Source organism: Sphingobium sp. HDIP04 (genome assembly GCF_000445085.1).
Classification (GTDB): Bacteria; Pseudomonadota; Alphaproteobacteria; order Sphingomonadales; family Sphingomonadaceae; genus Sphingobium; species Sphingobium indicum.
The window spans coordinates 39,707-56,057 of record NZ_ATDO01000100.1 but is presented as its reverse complement, the minus strand read 5'-3'; the positions used below and the strand labels follow the sequence as shown (position 1 = coordinate 56,057).

Annotated in this window: 14 protein-coding genes; 8 read left to right on the top strand and 6 right to left on the bottom strand. The window is 67.6% G+C overall.

All coding sequences use genetic code 11. From position 1 onward, the window contains the following. From L286_RS38350 to L286_RS38340, 3 genes are all read left to right on the top strand, one after another. The coding region (locus tag L286_RS38350; RefSeq protein ID WP_021223619.1) for a TolC family protein at positions 1-603 on the top strand (603 nt) is incomplete at its 5' end. Between the two features lie 165 nt (positions 604-768). Next, positions 769-2,106, top strand: coding sequence for an LLM class flavin-dependent oxidoreductase (locus L286_RS38345; protein WP_013053737.1), 1,338 nt, complete (start codon positions 769-771; stop codon positions 2,104-2,106). Positions 2,107-2,125: 19 nt separating this feature from the next. Continuing rightward, the gene (locus tag L286_RS38340) at positions 2,126-2,800 is read left to right on the top strand and encodes a peroxiredoxin-like family protein (RefSeq protein ID WP_020819680.1); all 675 of its coding nucleotides are present in this window, start codon (positions 2,126-2,128) and stop codon (positions 2,798-2,800) included. Between the two features lie 21 nt (positions 2,801-2,821). Here the strand turns inward: L286_RS38340 and L286_RS38335 are convergent, their stop codons facing one another. Further along, positions 2,822-3,709, bottom strand: coding sequence for a hypothetical protein (locus L286_RS38335; protein ID WP_013053735.1), 888 nt, complete (start codon positions 3,707-3,709; stop codon positions 2,822-2,824). After that, positions 3,706-4,701, bottom strand: coding sequence for an isopenicillin N synthase family dioxygenase (locus L286_RS38330; protein ID WP_013053734.1), 996 nt, complete (start codon positions 4,699-4,701; stop codon positions 3,706-3,708). The genes L286_RS38335 and L286_RS38330 overlap by 4 nt, the downstream gene beginning before the upstream one ends. Positions 4,702-4,826: 125 nt before the next feature. Here L286_RS38330 and L286_RS38325 point away from each other — a divergent pair, with 125 nt between their 5' ends. The 5 genes from L286_RS38325 to L286_RS38305 all read left to right on the top strand — a co-directional run bounded on the left by L286_RS38325 (position 4,827) and on the right by L286_RS38305 (position 9,281). Further along, positions 4,827-5,765, top strand: a complete 939-nt coding sequence (locus L286_RS38325; RefSeq protein ID WP_013053733.1) for a LysR family transcriptional regulator — start codon at positions 4,827-4,829, stop codon at positions 5,763-5,765. Positions 5,766-5,855: 90 nt separating this feature from the next. Next, on the top strand, positions 5,856-6,869 hold the full coding sequence (locus L286_RS38320; RefSeq protein ID WP_020819679.1) for a sterol desaturase family protein: 1,014 nt from the start codon (positions 5,856-5,858) through the stop codon (positions 6,867-6,869). Continuing rightward, the gene (locus L286_RS38315) at positions 6,866-8,434 is read left to right on the top strand and encodes a tetratricopeptide repeat-containing sulfotransferase family protein (RefSeq protein ID WP_020819678.1); all 1,569 of its coding nucleotides are present in this window, start codon (positions 6,866-6,868) and stop codon (positions 8,432-8,434) included. Before L286_RS38320 ends, L286_RS38315 begins: the two co-directional genes overlap by 4 nt. 20 nt (positions 8,435-8,454) lie before the next feature. Further along, entirely contained in the window at positions 8,455-8,829 is a 375-nt protein-coding gene (locus L286_RS38310) for a hypothetical protein (protein ID WP_020819677.1), read from the top strand. 119 nt (positions 8,830-8,948) lie between these two features. Then, positions 8,949-9,281, top strand: coding sequence for a UrcA family protein (locus L286_RS38305; protein ID WP_013053729.1), 333 nt, complete (start codon positions 8,949-8,951; stop codon positions 9,279-9,281). A 61-nt stretch (positions 9,282-9,342) separates the two neighbouring features. Here L286_RS38305 and L286_RS38300 read toward each other — a convergent pair whose 3' ends face one another. From L286_RS38300 to L286_RS38285, 4 genes are read right to left on the bottom strand one after another with little or no spacing between them, the layout of a single operon-like run. Then, a complete protein-coding gene (locus tag L286_RS38300; RefSeq protein ID WP_013053728.1) occupies positions 9,343-10,269 on the bottom strand; it encodes a Vgb family protein in 927 nt (308 codons plus the stop codon). A 2-nt stretch (positions 10,270-10,271) separates the two neighbouring features. Then, positions 10,272-12,041 (bottom strand): allophanate hydrolase, encoded by a 1,770-nt coding sequence (atzF, locus tag L286_RS38295; protein WP_020819676.1) that lies wholly within the window; start codon positions 12,039-12,041, stop codon positions 10,272-10,274. Then, positions 12,038-15,634 (bottom strand): urea carboxylase, encoded by a 3,597-nt coding sequence (gene uca, locus L286_RS38290; RefSeq protein WP_020819675.1) that lies wholly within the window; start codon positions 15,632-15,634, stop codon positions 12,038-12,040. Before uca ends, atzF begins: the two co-directional genes overlap by 4 nt. Further along, complete coding sequence (locus L286_RS38285; protein ID WP_013053725.1) at positions 15,631-16,266, bottom strand: urea amidolyase associated protein UAAP2; 636 nt, start codon at positions 16,264-16,266, stop codon at positions 15,631-15,633. The genes uca and L286_RS38285 overlap by 4 nt, the downstream gene beginning before the upstream one ends. Positions 16,267-16,351: the final 85 nt, after the last annotated feature.

Here is a 16,351-nt window from a genome sequence, read left to right as displayed (position 1 = left end):
CCCGGCCTCAGCCAGCCCATTCCCGTCGGGGACGGGCGCGCCCTGCTGGCCCGCCGTCCGGACGTGCGCGCCGCCGAGCAGCGGCTGGCCGCCGACACGGCGCGGATCGGGGTGGCGACGGCGGACCTTTATCCGCGCATCACTTTGGGGGGTTCCATCGGCACGACGGCGGTCGGCGGCGGCGACATTTTCGGCGGCGGGCCGTTCCGCTGGCTGCTGGGGCCGCTGATCAACTGGGCCTTTCCCAATCAGGAGGCCAATCGGGCGCGGATCGCGGCGGCGCGGGCGGATGCGGACGGATCGCTCGCGGCCTTTGACGGGACGGTGTTGCGGGCGCTGGAGGAGACGGAGACGGCGCTGTCGGTCTATGCCCATGCGCTGGAGCGGCGCGACACGCTGAAGGCGGCGCGGGAAGCGGCGGACCGGGCGGCGCGCATCAGCCTGGCCCGGCAGCGGGAGGGGCAGATCGATTTCCTGACGGTGCTGGACGCGCAGCGGACGCTGGCGGCGGCGGAGAGCGACCTGGCGACGGCGAACCGGGCGGTGGCCTTCGCGCAGGTCGACCTGTTCAGGGCGCTGGGCGGGGGGTGGACGACGGGCTGAAGCTCCCGTCCGGCATGAGGGGCGGGGCATATTTGCGGTCCCGCCTCCCGGTCGAGCGCCGCTCAACGGTTTTACAGAATCGATAAATGACCGAGCATTACGCGTTGGTCGGCTCGCCAGCGGACTTCTAGATCGGTCCGGTCCCTCATTGAGCGAGAACCGATCATGTCCCAGAATCGTCACATCAAGCTCGGCTTCATCCTGCACGGCGTCGGCCGCACCTGGAACGACTGGCGGCATCCCGACCGCGACGTCAATGCCAGCACCAGCCTGGCCTTCTACCAGAAACAGGCGGCCACGGCGGAGCGGGGCAAGTTCGACCTGCTGTTCATCGCCGACAGCCTGTCCATCACGGAAAAGTCCAGCCCGCATTATCTCAATCGGTTCGAGCCGATCACCATCCTGTCCGCGCTGGCGGTGACCACGTCGCGCATCGGCCTGGTGGGGACGCTGACCGTCAGCTATTCCGAGCCGTTCAACGTCGCGCGCCAGTTCGCCTCGCTCGACCATCTGAGCGGCGGCAGGGCGGGATGGAACATCGTGACGTCCTGGCTGGGCGACACGGCGGCCAATTTCAGCAAGACCGAACATCCGCCGCATTCCGTGCGCTATCGCATCGCCGGGGAATATCTGGACGTGGTCCAGGGCCTGTGGGATAGCTGGGAGGACGGCGCCCATGTCGCGGACAAGGAAAGCGGCCGGTTCGTCGATCCCGAACGGCTCCACAGGCTGGATCACAAGGGCGAGTTCTTCCAGGTGCGCGGGCCGCTTAACATCAAGCGGACGCCCCAGGGCCAGCCGGTCATCTTCCAGGCGGGCGCTTCGGACGACGGGCGCAATTTCGCGGCGAAACGGGCGGAGGTCATCTTCGCCCATGCGCCGGACCTGGAATCGGGCCAGGCCTATTATGCGGACGTCAAGGCGCGGGCCAGCGGCTTCGGCCGCGATCCCGGCCAGTTGTTCGTCATGCCCGGCATCGCCCCGATTGTCGGGGATACGGACGAGGATGCGGAGGCGCGCTATCGCGAACTGGCGGCGCTGGAATCGATCGAAACCGGCCTGGGCTTCCTGTCGCGGACCTTCAACGACCATGATTTCCACCAATATGACCTGGACGCCCCCTTCCCCGACGTCGAGCATATCGGCATCAACAGCCAGCAGAGCGGGACGCTGGGCATCCTTGCCCAGGTGCGCGCCGGAAACCTGACCTTGCGGCAGGTCGTGGAACGGCTGGCGACGCCGCGCGGCGCCTTCGTCGGATCGCCGGAAACCGTGGCGGATCGCCTGCAGCAATGGTTCGAGGCCGGCGCCGCCGACGGCTTCATGCTGTTCGAGCCGCTTCCCGGCCAGCTCGACCTGTTCGTGGACAGGGTGATCCCGATCCTTCAGGCGCGGGGGCTGTTCCGCACCGAATATGAAGGCGCCACCCTTCGCGAGCATCTGGGCCTTGCGCAGCCGGACAATCGCTTCGCCCGCAAGGCCGCCGAGAAGAACGCCGCCTGATCCTTGCGGGAGAAGTCCGATGGCAGAGAATGAAAGCCTGACAGAACAGTTCCAGGCCCTGCACAGGGAAAGGGTGCGAAGCTGGAAGCCGGAAAACCTGGCGGAGAATGTGGCGCGGCGGGCACGGCTGGTCGCCGATTTCGACCCGTCGCGGACGGTGCGGCCCGGCGATGTTGTCGAATCCTTCCAACTGGCGGAGGCCGACGGCACGACGCTGACGCTGGAGCGCTTGACGGCCGAGGGGCCTGCGGTGCTCATCTTCTTCCGCTATGCGGGCTGTCCGGCATGCAACCTTGCCCTGCCCTATTATGAGCGGCAGCTCTGGCCCAGGCTTCGCAAGGCCGGAATCCCGCTCGTCGCGATCAGCCCGCACCTGCCGGAGACGGGATTGGGCGCGATCCGCGAGCGGCATGGCTTGACCTACGGCGTCGCCAACGACCGCGGCAACGCCTTGGCGCGCCGCTTCGGCATCACCTTCGATCGCGACCTGGTGCCGGACGGGCAGCCATCGCCCGGCTGGATCGGGGAATTGACCGGCACGGGCACGGCGGAATTGCCGCAGCCCGCCGTCATCGCCATCGACCGCGACCGGGTGGTGCGCTTTGTCGACGTCAGCCCGGACTGGCTCGCGCGCACGGAGGCACCCGCGATACTGGAGGCGGTGGGACGGATCGAAAGCGCGGCCGTCGGCTGACGATCCGTCGCCGCCGGGCGGTCAGGCAGCGATCATGGCATGACGGAAAAGATGGGATTTCTCCTTCTCCATCCAGTCCGGCGCCGGGGATGCGGCCTGCGTCCGGCGATCGAAGGTGAAATCGGGCACATGGATGTCGACGGCGAAGCGCAGCCGGCAGGTCCGGCCGCCCACCGGCCGCGAGAGTAGGATGCTTCCGTCCGGCTGGAGCGCGAACTCTCCCGACGCGATCTGCTGTCCGATCCTGCCGGTTCGGGTGCTGTGGTCGATGGTCCGGCCATTGAGCGCCACCGACACTTCGTAGCTTTCGATCTCTTCGGCGGTGAGGAGCCGGTCCGCCAGCGCCCGGTCCAGATCGGCGGCATTCCGCAGGGCCGCGTCCAATCGCGGCAATCGCGATTGCGCATAGGCGACATGGCCTCCCGCGACGATCAGCCCGCCGTCCATCGGCAAGTCCCGCCCCGTCTCCTCGTCATGGAGGCTGAGGAGCCGCAAGCCCAGCAGAGGGCCGCGAAAGCATTGTTGCCGCCAATCCTCGACATAGGCGCCCGACGGGGCGAATTCGAGCACGCTGTTGCCGATGAAGCGCAGGATCGCCGGTTCCGGCCACTGGTTCCGCGGCTGGTAGCTTGTGGCGACAGACCAGGACATTTGCTGACTTTCCGCATCCCAGAGCGTGTCGCCGACCCAGCCCTGCCGATCCGTCACGGATGTCGCCGCGCCGTCCGGCAGCCGCAGGTCTATCGTGAAGCTGCGCGACTGGAACCAGTAGACGACCGTCCTTTCATCCGTGACGCCGGTGCAGAAGGTGATGCTCTTGCGCCGGAAGGCGCCCAGCAGGCGGCGCGGAAAGGCCGGCTGCTCCGGAACGACCGGCGGCAGCGCGCCCAGCAGGTCGGCCAGCGTCATGCGCCCGACGGCCCCTGGCGCCGCCCGAAGGAATCGAGCGGCATGGCGTTGGCCAGCACCAGTTCCCCCTTCGCGATCCGGCGCTTGAGATAGGCGAAGGTCTGCGCCGTCTGGTTGAACAGATGTTCGCCGCCCTTGAGCGGCGCATAGCGGGGCGCTTCGTCCCCCACCAGCGGCGCCACGACATAGTCGTAGTCGCAGGCGTGGAAGAAGGGAAAGGCGTAGCGCTGCTGCGCGACCTTCTTCACGCGATGGGTCGTCGCGACATAGCGGCCGTTGGACAGGATTTCCATCATGTCGCCAATGTTCATGATCATCGCGCCGTCCATCAGCGGCACGTCCACCCAGTCGCCCTTCCTGTCGAGGATCTGGAGCCCGGCCGCCGTGGCGAAGAGGAGGGTGAAGCATTCATAGTCGGTATGGGCGCCGATGCCCGGCCTGTCCTGCGCGCTGGAATCGAAGGGATAGTGGATGAGCCGCAACTGGCTTGGCGGATTGCGGCGATGCGCGTCGAAATGATCCTCCTCCAGCCCCAGCGCGAGCGCGAAGGCGCGGAAAATCTGTCCCCCGATGTCCGTCAGATGCCGGTAATAGGCCGACACATCCTCCCGAAAGCCCGGCATTTGCGGCCAGTTGTTGGGGCCGAGCAGCGGCCGGCGACCCTCCGGCCACGGATAGTCGCGGTTGACGTCATAGGCTTCCTTGAGGTCGCTGGTGCCTGCGCCGAACTGTTCCTCGCCCACGGGGACATAGCCGCTGTGGTTTTGCGAATGGCCGATATAGTTCGCCATCTTGACCTCCCGGTCGAGCGCGAAATAGGCCTCCGCCCGTGCGACAAGGCGGCGGAACAGCGCCCAGTCCAGTTGCGCCCCGCCGATATAGAGAAAGCCCGCATCGGTGCAGGCGCGGTCCAGCGCGCGGGCGACGCCCAGCCGGTCTTCGCGGGAATCGCTGGCCAGCATGGATATGTCGACGAAGGGAAGAACAGCCATGTCGCGACGCTAGGCGAAACGGGGCATAGGCATAGATGGGACGATTCGATGATTTCCATTGATTTGATCTATGACCGCGTCATTGTGGGGCCGCGTCATTCTGGCCCGGACGGGAAAGGCGGAACATGAGCGATCGATCGTTCCTTATCGACAAGAGGTTCGCGAGCCGGGTCGACTGGAACCTGATGCGCACCTTCGTCGACATCGTCCGCGCCGGCGGGATCGGCGCGGCGGCGCGTCAGCTCAACAGGCAGCAGCCCAGCATCAGCGCCGCGCTCAAGCGGCTGGAGGATCATGTCGGCGTGACGCTTCTCCACCGCACGGCGACCGGCGTGGAAATGACGGCGGCCGGCAAGGCGATGATGGCGCTTTGCGAGGATATGCTGGAATCCGCGCAGATGATGCCGCACCAGATCGCCCAGGCCACCAGGCGCGTCGAGGGGATCGTCCGCATCCAGATCATATCCGGCCTGGTGTCGCCGGAATTCGACGAGGCGATCGCCAGCCTGCACCGGCGCAACCCGGCCATCCACATCGAAATCCGCGTGTCGCCCTGGCGTCAGGTTCTCGACGCGCTGGAGCAGGGGGAAGTCGAGATCGGCGTGGGATACGACAGCAGCGTTCGCGGCAGCCTGATGTACGAGCCGCTGCTGGTGGAGCGCCAGCAGCTCTATTGTTCCCGCTACAGCCCCTATTTCGGATACAGGCTGAACCGCCTCCACGACCTCAAGGACGAGGGATTTGTCCTGACCGGGGACGATGAGATCGAACTGATCACCCATTTGCGCCGCCGGTATCGGCTGGGGACCAAGGTGAACGGCCTGGCCGAGGACATCAACGAGGCGAAACGGCTGATCGTCCAGGGCGTGGGCATCGGGTTCCTGCCGGTGCTGGCGGCGGAGGACGAGGTGGCGCGGGAAAGGCTGTGGCCGATCCTGGACGCGGATGCCGAGCCGTCCTACGACATCTTCCTGCTGTCCCGGTCCGAACGCGCGCGCGACACGGCCACGCAGCTTTTCTGGGACGAAGTGATCCGCCGGTTGCGGGCCAAGGCGCGGACATAGATTCCATCTATGGCTTTCATCAGAACTTTGCCTCTCCCGGATTGACGCAGCGCAGCACAGCCTTCCCGTCCATGGCGCCGCGCCTGACCGATGGAATCGCCCGTCGGCGCAGGCACGGCCGGGGAAGCGGGAAGCGCGATGAAGGACAAGCTCTTCAACTACACGCCGCCGGCGATGATAGCGATGGTCCTCATGTTCTGGGCCTTCGGACCCAAGGTCCTGCTGGATCGTCCGTGGACGTTCGTTGCGACGTCCTCGCTCATCACGATCGTCGTCCTGCTTCTGGAACAGGTCCATGAACGCCATTCCGGCTGGCGGATGAACAGGCAGGAATTCTTCACCGACCTGTTCTACAACGTGCTGAGCGCGACCGTCATATCCTGGGTTTCGACGAAGCTCGCCGAGGAGCCGCTGAAGGCGGCCAAGGCCTCGCTGGGCATCACCACCCAATGGGCCATGCACATGCCATGGCTGCTCCAGGTGGCGCTGGTGGTGTTCCTGATCGAATTCGGCCAATATTGGATGCATCGGTTGATGCACAACAGCACCCCCTTCTGGCTGACCCACGCCCCGCATCACCACCTGACCCAGTTGAACGCAGCGAAGGGCGCGGTGGGCAACCCCATAGAGCTGGTGCTGATCAGCCTGAGCGTGGTGGCGCTGTTCGACCTCGACAACAGCGCCGTGTTCGCGGGCATCAACGTGCTGGGCGTGATCTCCACCTTCGCCCACGCCAATGTCCGCGCCGATCCGCCGATCTGGTACGCCTTCTTCTTCACGACGATCCGCCACCACAGCCTGCACCATTCGACGGATTATGAGAGCACGCGCTGCAATTACGGCAATTCGCTGATCCTGCTCGACCGCATCTTCGGCACCTATCGGGAGGGCGAGTCCGCGCTGGTCGGCCAGGATGACCGCCGCCGCCTGTCGATCTGGGAACAGACCATATTTCCCTTCCGGCCGCTGATCGACAGGGTGCGGAACGGCAGCGCGCGGAACGGCAGGGGCGCGGCGCAGGCTGCGGGCGAGAGCGCGGTCGACGGCCGGGCCGAAGCCGATGCCTCCGTCCAGAATGCCGTGGAAGGCGCGGCGCCGGCATGACGGTGACGGGCGCCCCGCAGGCCAGCGCAGCGCGAAACGCGCTGATGCGGGGCGACATGCAGGCGACGCGCCAGCTTGCCGCCACCATGGTGGCGAAAGATCCGCAGGATGCGGAGGGCCATTTCCTGCTGGGCGTCGCGGAGTCCGATGCCGGGCGCATCCAGGCGGGAATCCGGCATCTGGATCATGCGGTGACGATCGACCCCAGGGGCGAATATCGCGCGCAACTCGCCCGGCTGCTCATCATGACCCGCCGCGACGGCGACGCCGCGGCGACCCTGCGGGAGGCCGAGCAGGCCCCGCCCGCCGACGCGTTCAGCCGCGACACCATCGGCTGCGTCTATGCCCGGTTGGGGAACCATGCCGCCGCGCTGGCGCATTTCAACGAAGCCGTCCGGATGGAGCCGCAGAACCGCAATTATCGCTACAACCAGGCCGTGACGCTCAATTTCCTGGGCAGGATCGGGGAAGCGGACGCCGCGCTGGAGGCGTTGCTTTCCCTCGCGCCCGACGATGCCCGCGCCCACCACCTGCTGGCCGGCATCCGCAGGCAGACGCCGACATGCAATCATGTCGAACGGCTGGAACGGACCCTGGGCGGCATGACGGACGGTCGCGGGCGGCTGCTGATCAGCTATGCGCTGGCGAAGGAACTGGAGGACATCGGCCGGCCGGACGACGCGCTGGCGCGGCTTTGCGTCGCGAACGCCGAACATCGCCGGACATTGCCCTACGCCTTCGCGCGCGACGCCGCGCTGTTCGACGCGATGGAAGCGGCATGGCCGCTGCCGCAGGCGAGCGCGCCGTCCGCGGCGGACCCGATCTTCATCATCGGGATGCCCCGCACCGGCACGACGCTGGTCGACCGCATCCTCTCCTCCCATCCGCAGGTCGAAAGCGCGGGCGAGTTGCAGGCCATGCCCCTTGCCGTCAAGAAGGCGGCGGGCACGCGCACCCCCACGGTGATGGACGCCGAAACGATCGCATCCGCCGCGCGCGCCGACATGGCGGCGATCGGGCGCGATTATCTGGAACGGGCGAGCCACCATCGGCGCGACGCGAACCTTCGGTTTATCGACAAGTTTCCGGGCAATTTCTTCTATGCGGGCTTCATTGCGCGGGCTTTGCCGTCGGCACGGATCATCTGCCTGCGCCGCGATCCGATGGACACGGTGCTCAGCAACTTCCGAAACCTGTTCGCCGTCGGCTCCCCCTATTACGACTATAGCTACGACCTGCTCGACACCGCCGCTTATCATGTCCGCTTCGACCGGCTGATGGCGTTGTGGCGGGAGGCTCTGCCCGGCCGCCTGATCGAGCTGCGCTACGAGGATCTCGTCGCCGACCTGGAGGGCGAGACGCGCCGGCTGCTCGCCCATTGCGGGCTGGACTGGTCGGAGGACTGCCTTTCCTTCCACAGCAACAGCGCTCCGGTTTCCACCCCCAGCGCCGCGCAGGTCCGGCAGCCGATCTACACCGGATCGGTCGGGCGCTGGAAACGGCATGCGGCCGTGCTGGAGCCGGTGCGCCGCTATTTCGAACAGGCCGGGATCGACATTCCATGAACCAAGGGAAAGCGAGCGCCATGTCCCCTATCCGCCAACTGATGCTGGGCCGATTGATATTGGGCGGGGCGCTTGCCGCCGCCGCGACGCCTGCCCTCGCGGCCGGCGAGCCGGTCACGCGGCTGGTCGATTGCCGATCCGGCAGTTGCCTGCTGGTGTCGGGCCGTCGCGAGGACGCCGCCGCCCCGGTCGCGATCAACGGCCATGCGGTGCCGGTGGACGGCGCGCGCAAATGGCGGGTGCGCCTGCCCGTCGATACCGTTCGCTCATGGTCCCTGCCCCATGCGCGGACGATCACGGTCGCGGTCGGCGGCAAGGCGAGCGAGGCGAGGCTGCCGTTGGGCCTGCTGGGCCGCAGCGAAAGGCTGACGATGCTGGTGGTGCGCGCCAAGTAATAAGATAACCCGTCACCAGTAATAAAATAACGATTTGCAGTCCTGTATTGAAAGTTTCATCTCCCGGAACTATGTGATCCGAAGTCGCCGGAGAGCGGCATCGGTTCAAGATACAGGAGATGATGATGAAGATTGGCCTCGCCGCCCTTGCCGCTGCCGCATTCGCCGTCCCGGCGGTCGCCGGCGCCGCCGACAATCCCTTTGCGCGGGATCAGGCGATCCTGAACCTCAAGGGCCTGGACCTGTCCACCGCGCAAGGGCAACAGCGCCTCGCCATCCGCATGGAGCAGGCGGCGAGCGCGGTCTGCGGCAACCGCCTGTCGGGCGTCCACCTGGCCCTGGAGGCCAAGGCCCGCGCCTGCCGCGAAGCCGTCGTCGCCGACATCCATGCGCAGGTCGAGGCGCAACTGGCAATGGCTCCGGCGCCGGTGCGCTTGGCGGCGCTCCGCTGAAACGGCGTGTCCCGCGCCCGGCCGGTCCGGGGCGCGGGACGCGATCAGCGCCGCGCCCCGGTCATTTCGCCAGCCTGGCCGGATGGGGCCACCAGGTCAGCGTGTGCACGTCATGCGCCGACGTCCACAGGCCCTTTGCCGTGAAGCGCAACGCGCCGCTGCCTTCGACCTTGCCGACGCGGGCCTTGATCTTCAGCGTTTTGGGATCGATCGCCACGAAGGTCTGCCCTTCGGTCGTGCGCAGCCATATCATGCCGCCGCCCGTATCGATGTCGCCATATTGCAGCACATCGCCCACCTTGACGCGGCCGGTCACTTCGCCGCTGACCGGATCGACGCGGGCCACCGTTCCGTCGCCCTGTTCCTGGACCCAGACGGCGCCTTCGCCCGCGGCCAGAAAGCCCGGTTGCCTGCCCAGCGCCGTGGTGCTGGCCACGCTGTTGGTCGCCGGGTCGATGCGCTGGATCGTCGCGCTTTCGCTGCTCACCGCCCAGACGGAGCCGAAGCCGGAGGCGAGATAATAGGTTCCCGCGCTGACCGGGACGGTCGCTATCACCCGGTTGCTGGCGGGATCGACGCGGGAGACGACGCCCTTCTGGTCGCTGGCGACCCAGATCGATCCCGCTTCGGCGACGACGTTGAGTTCGCCCTTCGGATTGGCGATGCCGGTGGCTATGGTCGCCGTCTTTTCCGCCGTGGCGGCGTCGATCCGGACCAGCGCGTTTTTCTCGCAATCGGCCACCCACAGCGATCCGGCCGATAGGGCCATGGCGCCGCAGGGCCGGCCCATCGCGACTTCGGCCCTCTTGCCCTTTCGCGTCCAGCGTTCCACCCGGCCCGCGTTGGTCACCCAGACGCCGTCGCCATCGACCGCCAGGAAGTCGGCGAAGCCCGGCACCTGGATCACCTGTTCGGCGGCGGGCGCGGCGGAAGCGATTGCGGCGCAGCTCGCCGCCAGCGCAGCGGCCAGGATGCGGAGCTTCGGCACGGCTAGGCCCGTCCGGCCATATAGGCGCGCCAGCCGCCCAGGGCCGTGATGTCCTCCGCGCCGGTCACCGCGCGCGGTTCCGCGACGAAGCCCTTGACGCTGCTGCCGTCGGCCAGCGTCACCGTGCCGATCGCGAGCGGCGCGGGCACTTCGGCCACGAAACTTCCGAATTCGGCCACGCCCAGCTCATAGACCTCCAGCGCGATCGGCCCGCCATCCTCGCTGTGCACCAGCGCGGGCTTGGGCGGCACGCTGTTCGCCATGGCGTAGAGGCGGTAGGTCGGCGCCGTTTCAAAGGCGCCGACGAACTTCGCCTCGCGCGATGTCAGTTGCCAGTGAAGCGGCATGTCCTTGAGATGGGCGCCCACGACGGCGAGTTTCACGGTCTGCATTTTGCCCTCCAGATCAAGCGGGGGTTGGGAAAGAAGATCGGCTTCGGCAAGATAGGCGTCCGCCGCGTCGAGCAGGGCGCGGTCGCTGTCGGCCGGGCCGATCAGGGTGATGCCGAACCCGGTGCCGTTGGCCCTGGCGCCGGCTGGAACGGCCACGGCGGCCATGTCGAGCAGGTTCACGAAATTGGTGTAATAGCCAAGGGCGCTGTTGAGCGCGACCGGCGCGGCAAGCAGTTCGGCGACGCGGAAGATGGTGCCCGCGGTCGGAAAGGCCATCAGGTCGATGCCGGCCCATTGCAGGTCGGCGTGCCGTTTGAGTTCGGCCAGGCGATAGATGCCGTTGAACAGTTCGACAGCGCTGATCGCCAGTCCGGGTTCCACGACCTCCCGCACGGTCGGGTCGATCGCATCGGGATCGTCGGCGAGGAGCGTCGCCAGGGCGGCGGCCCGCTCCGCAACCCAGGGGCCGCCATAGAGAAGCTGCGCCGCTTCGAGAAGCGGGGCGATGTCGATCTCCACCACGTCGGCCAGCCCCGCCAGCCGCTGCAATGCGCGATCGTACAGATATTCCGATTCCGCGTCGCCGAACCAGGCGCGCTGGTCCCGGCGGGGCACGCCGATGGTCCCGCACCGGCGCGGGAGGTCCGCCAGCGGCTTCGAATAGGGGTCCGCGGGATCGAAGCCGGCGATTACCCCGTCGAGCAGGCGGGCGTCGGCGGTGTCGCTGGTGAAGACGGTGATGCAGTCGAGCGTGCGGCAGGCGGGCACCAACCCGTTATTGCTCCATCGCCCCTTGCTCGGCTTGAACCCGACCAGATGCTGGAAGGCGGCGGGCACGCGGCCCGAACCGGCCGTGTCCGTGCCCAGCGCGAAGGGGACCAGCCCGGCGGCCACCGCCACCGAGGAACCGGAGCTGGACCCGCCGCTGACATAGGCGAGGTCATAGGCGTTGCGCGGACTGCCATAGGGGCTGCGCGTGCCGTTGAGGCCGGTCGCGAACTGGTCCAGATTGGTCTTGCCGACGCAGATCGCGCCGGCAGCGGTCAGGCGTTCGACGACCGTCGCCGACCGTGCGGGACGATAGGCGAAGGCCGGGCAGGCGGCGGTCGTTTCGAACCCCGCAGCGTCGATATTGTCCTTGACCGCGAAGGGAACGCCGGCCAGCGGCAGATCCTCCCCCGCGGCGAGGCGGGCGTCGACGGACCTTGCGGCGCCGATCAGATCATCCGGCGTCGCGCGGCCGATCCAGATCTGCGGCTGCACGGCATCATAGGCGGCCAGCCGGGCGACCGTCTCCTCCATCACGGCGACCGCGCTGGTCCGGCCTGCCCTGACGGCCTCGGCGATCGTCGCCGCGCTGCGCCGGTCGAGCGCGATCATGCCACGGCCCTCAGCGCCAGCATCGGCGCGCCGGGCTGCAGGGCCTGCCGCTCCTGCACATAGATTGCCGCGACCGTGCCCGTGGCGGGGCTTTGCACCGCGCATTCCATCTTCATCGCCTCTATGACGGCGATCGTGTCGCCCGCCTTCACTTCGTCGCCCACCGCGACCAGCAATTTCCAGATGCTGCCGCCAAAGGGCGTTTCGACCAGATCGGCGCCGTCCGGAACGTCGATGGCGTCCGGCCCGGCGGCGTCGGCCTCCGTCAGGCTGGTGACGCGGTCGAACTCCCCGTTCCTTTGCCATTCGGCGCGCTCCTCATCGAAGGCGGCCTGGCGGCGCGCCTCGAACGCGGCGATGGCGTCGGCATTCCCGGCCAGGAAGGCGCGATAGTCGGCCAGCCGGAACTCCGACGGCTCGATCCGGATGGAGCGCCGCCCGCTGGGGAAATCGCGGCGCCATTCGGCCAGTTCTTCCGCGCTGACCGGATAGAAGCGGATCTGGTCGAAGAAGCGCAGCAACCATGGCTTCCCCTCGACGAAGACGTCGGTCTGGCGATGCGTGTTCCACACCTGGATGGTGCGGCCGAACAGTTGATAGCCGCCCGGCCCTTCCATCCCGTAGATGCACATATAGGCGCCGCCGATGCCCACGACATTGGGCGGCGTCCAGGTGCGCGCCGGATTGTACTTGGTGGTGACGAGCCGGTGCCGGGGATCGACCGGGGTGGCGACCGGCGCGCCCAGATAGACGTCGCCCAGCCCCAGGACGAGGTAGTTCGCCTCGAAGATCAGCCGCTCCACCGCCGCCGCGTCGGGAAGGCCGTTGACCCGGCGGATGAATTCGATGTTGTCGGGGCACCATGGCGCGTCGGCGCGCACGCCGCCCATATATTTCTCGATCGTCTCTATCGTCGCGGGATCGCGCCAGCTGAGCGGCATATGGACGATGCGGGAGGGAATGGTGAAATCCTCAAGGTCGCCGAGGCGCTCCTCCGCGGAGATCAGCGCCGCCAGCGCGGCGCGCTGGTCCAGTTGCTCGCCGTCGAAATGCAGTTGCAGCGATCGGATGCCCGGAACGACATCGACGATGCCGGGCAAAGCCAGCCGTTCCAGCTCCGTCATCAGCGCGTGGACCCGTATCCGAAGCTCTATGTCGAGCACGATGGGACCATATTCGACCAGGATGTTGCGATCGCCCTGCTGGCGGTAGACGGTGCGGGGGCGGCCAGGCCCTTCCGGAATCCGGGCGAGGATCGGCGAGAGCATCTCGATCGGCCGCACCGGGGCGGCATCCTCCACCGATCCGGAGGCGACCAGCCGCCGTTGCAGCGCGTCCGCCACGGCGGCATCGTCGATATTGACGGGGGCGAAGCGCAGCTTGTCGCCCGGCGCAAGCTGGCCGATTTTCCAACGGTCGGCCGCGATCACCACGAAGGGGCAGACGAAACCGCCGAGCGAAGGGCCGTCCGGGCCAAGGATGATCGGCATGTCGCCGGTGAAGTCGACGGCGCCGATGGCATAGGGATTGTCGTGGATGTTGGACGGGTGCAATCCCGCCTCGCCCCCGTCGGCGCGGGCCCATTGCGGCTTGGGTCCGATCAGGCGGACGCCGGTGCGATTGCTGTTGTAGTGGACCTGCCATTCGGCCGCGACGATGGCCTCTATATCGGCGTCGGTGAAGAAATCCGGCGCGCCATGGGGACCATAGAGGACGCGCAGGGTCCATCGCGTCGAAAGATCCGGCAGGTCGGCGGAGGCGAGCGGCGCGTCCGTTCGATCTCCCGCCAGGTGCAGGGTGTCGCCCGCCAGCAGCCGGCGAGCGGCATGCCCGCCGAACTGGCCCAGTTCGAAGGTGCTGCGGCTGCCGAGATAGGGCGCGATGTCAAGGCCGCCGGCGAACAGGATATAGCCGCGCAGGCCGCCGCCGGACGCGCGGCCGAGGGCAAGCGTCTGCCCGGCCTCCACGTCGATCGCCGCGCCCCTTTGAACCGGCTGCCCATCCAGCGTCGCCCCGAAATCGGCGCCCGTGAGGCAGATGCGCGCCGGCGCGGCGAAATCCAGCGTCGGGCCGGTCACCGTGACCTCCAGCCCGGCGGTGCCCTCCGGATTTCCCAGCAGCCGGTTGCCGATGCGGAAGGATTGATCGTCCATCGGACCCGAAGGCGGAACGCCGACCGCCCATAATTTCTGTCGGCCCGGCCAGTCCTGAACGGTGGTGGCCGTGCCGCCGCTGACCACGCGGATGCTGGAGGGGTTGGAAACGACGCCTTCGAGAGCGCGGGTGGACACTTCGCCGCTGACGAAGGCGTCGGACCGGACCACGTCGCGCAGCCAGCGCAGGTTGGTCTCCATGCCGTCGACCCGGCTCCGGTCGAGCGCGGCCTGCATTTTCCCGATCGCCTCGTCGCGGGTCGGGGCGTGGACGATCAGCTTGGCCAGCATGGGATCGTACCAGATGCTGACCTCGCTGCCCGCCATGCACCAGGTTTCGGCGCGGATGTCGGCAGGGAACTGAACCGCCGTCAGCGTCCCCGATGTCGGACGATAGTCGAGCGCCGGATCTTCGGCATAGAGCCGCACCTCCACCGAATGGCCGCGCGGCTGGGGCGGATCGGCATCGAGGAAGGCGAAATCGCCCGCGCCGCCGCGGATCATCCATTCGACCAGGTCGATGCCCATCACCTCTTCGGTGACGCCATGTTCGACCTGAAGGCGCGTGTTCATCTCCAGGAAGAAGAATTGCTGGCGTTCGGCGTCGTAGAGGAACTCGACCGTCCCGGCGGAACGGTAGCGGGCGGCCTGGCCCAGCCGCGTGGCGGCGGCGATCAGGTCGCGCCGGACGGCGGGCGGCAACAGGGGCGCGGGCGATTCCTCGACCACCTTCTGGTTGCGGCGCTGGAGCGAACAGTCGCGCTCCCCCAGCGGCATGACGCGGCCTTCGCCGTCGCCGAACAGCTGGACTTCGATGTGGCGGGCGCGCCGGATATAGCGTTCCAGGAAGATGCCGGCGTCGCCGAAATTGCTCTGCCCCTGGCGGGCCACCGCGGCAAAGCCTTCCCGGACGTCGCCTTCATCCTCGCAGATGCGCATGCCGATGCCGCCGCCGCCGGCCGTGGCCTTCAGGATCACGGGGAAGCCGATCGCCCGCGCCGCGGCGGCGGCTTCCTCTTCGTCGGTGAGCAGGTCGGTGCCGGGCGCCAGCGGCACGCCGTGGGCCGCCGCCAGGGCGCGCGCGCTGTGTTTCAGGCCGAAGGTGCGGATATTGTCCGGCGTCGGCCCGATGAAGACGATGCCGGCGGCGGCGCAGGCCTCGGCAAACTCCACATTTTCGGCAAGGAAGCCGTAGCCCGGATGGATCGCGCCCGCCCCCGTGGCGCGGGCGGCATCCAATATGGCGTCGATGTTGAGATAGCTGTCCGACGCCCGCGCCGGGCCGATGCAGACCGCCTCGTCCGCCTGCGCGACGTGCAGGGAATTTTCGTCCGCCTCCGAATAGACCGCGACCGAGCGCAGGCCCATGCGCCGCAGGGTGCGGATGATGCGCGTGGCGATGGCGCCGCGATTGGCGATGAGGACCGTATCGAAGCTCATGCGGTCACGATCATGCGGACGGGGGTGGGGTTGAAGCCGTTGCAGGGATTGTTGATCTGCGGGCAGTTCGACACGACGACGATCACGTCCATTTCCGCCCTGAGGTCCACGGTCAGGCCGGGGGCGGAGATGCCGTCGACGATGCCCAGGGAACCGTCTTCCTCCACCGGCACGTTCATGAAGAAGTTGATGTTGGAAACGATGTCGCGCTTGCCCCGGCCCTCCCGCAGATTGGCCTCCAGGAAATTTTCGACGCAGGCATGTTCGGCCTTGGTGTGATGGCCGTAGCGCAGCGTGTTGGACTCGCACGAACAGGCGCCGCCGATGGTGTCGTGATAATCGACCGACGTCGCGACGATCGTCATCATCGCGCGCCCCTCATTGGACCGCAGCACCGTGCCCGCCCGCAGGAACAGGTTGCCCTGCGCGGCGACGGTATCCTGCGCGCTGTAGCGTTCGGCGTCGTCCGCCGCCGAATAGAGGAGGAAGTCGACGGCCTGGTTGCCTTCCAGGTCGACGATGCGCAGCGTCTGCCCGGCATCGACATGGTGCAGCCACGGCGCCCGGGCGGGCACGACGACATCGTGGACGATGGCCCCCGAAAGGCCCGACAGATGGGGATCAAAGCTCATGCGGCAACCTGTTCATTCCTGTGCATCCTCAACCGGGCCGTTTGCGGTCGTCGACCCGGAAAATGCGGCATCAAGGGACAGAGCC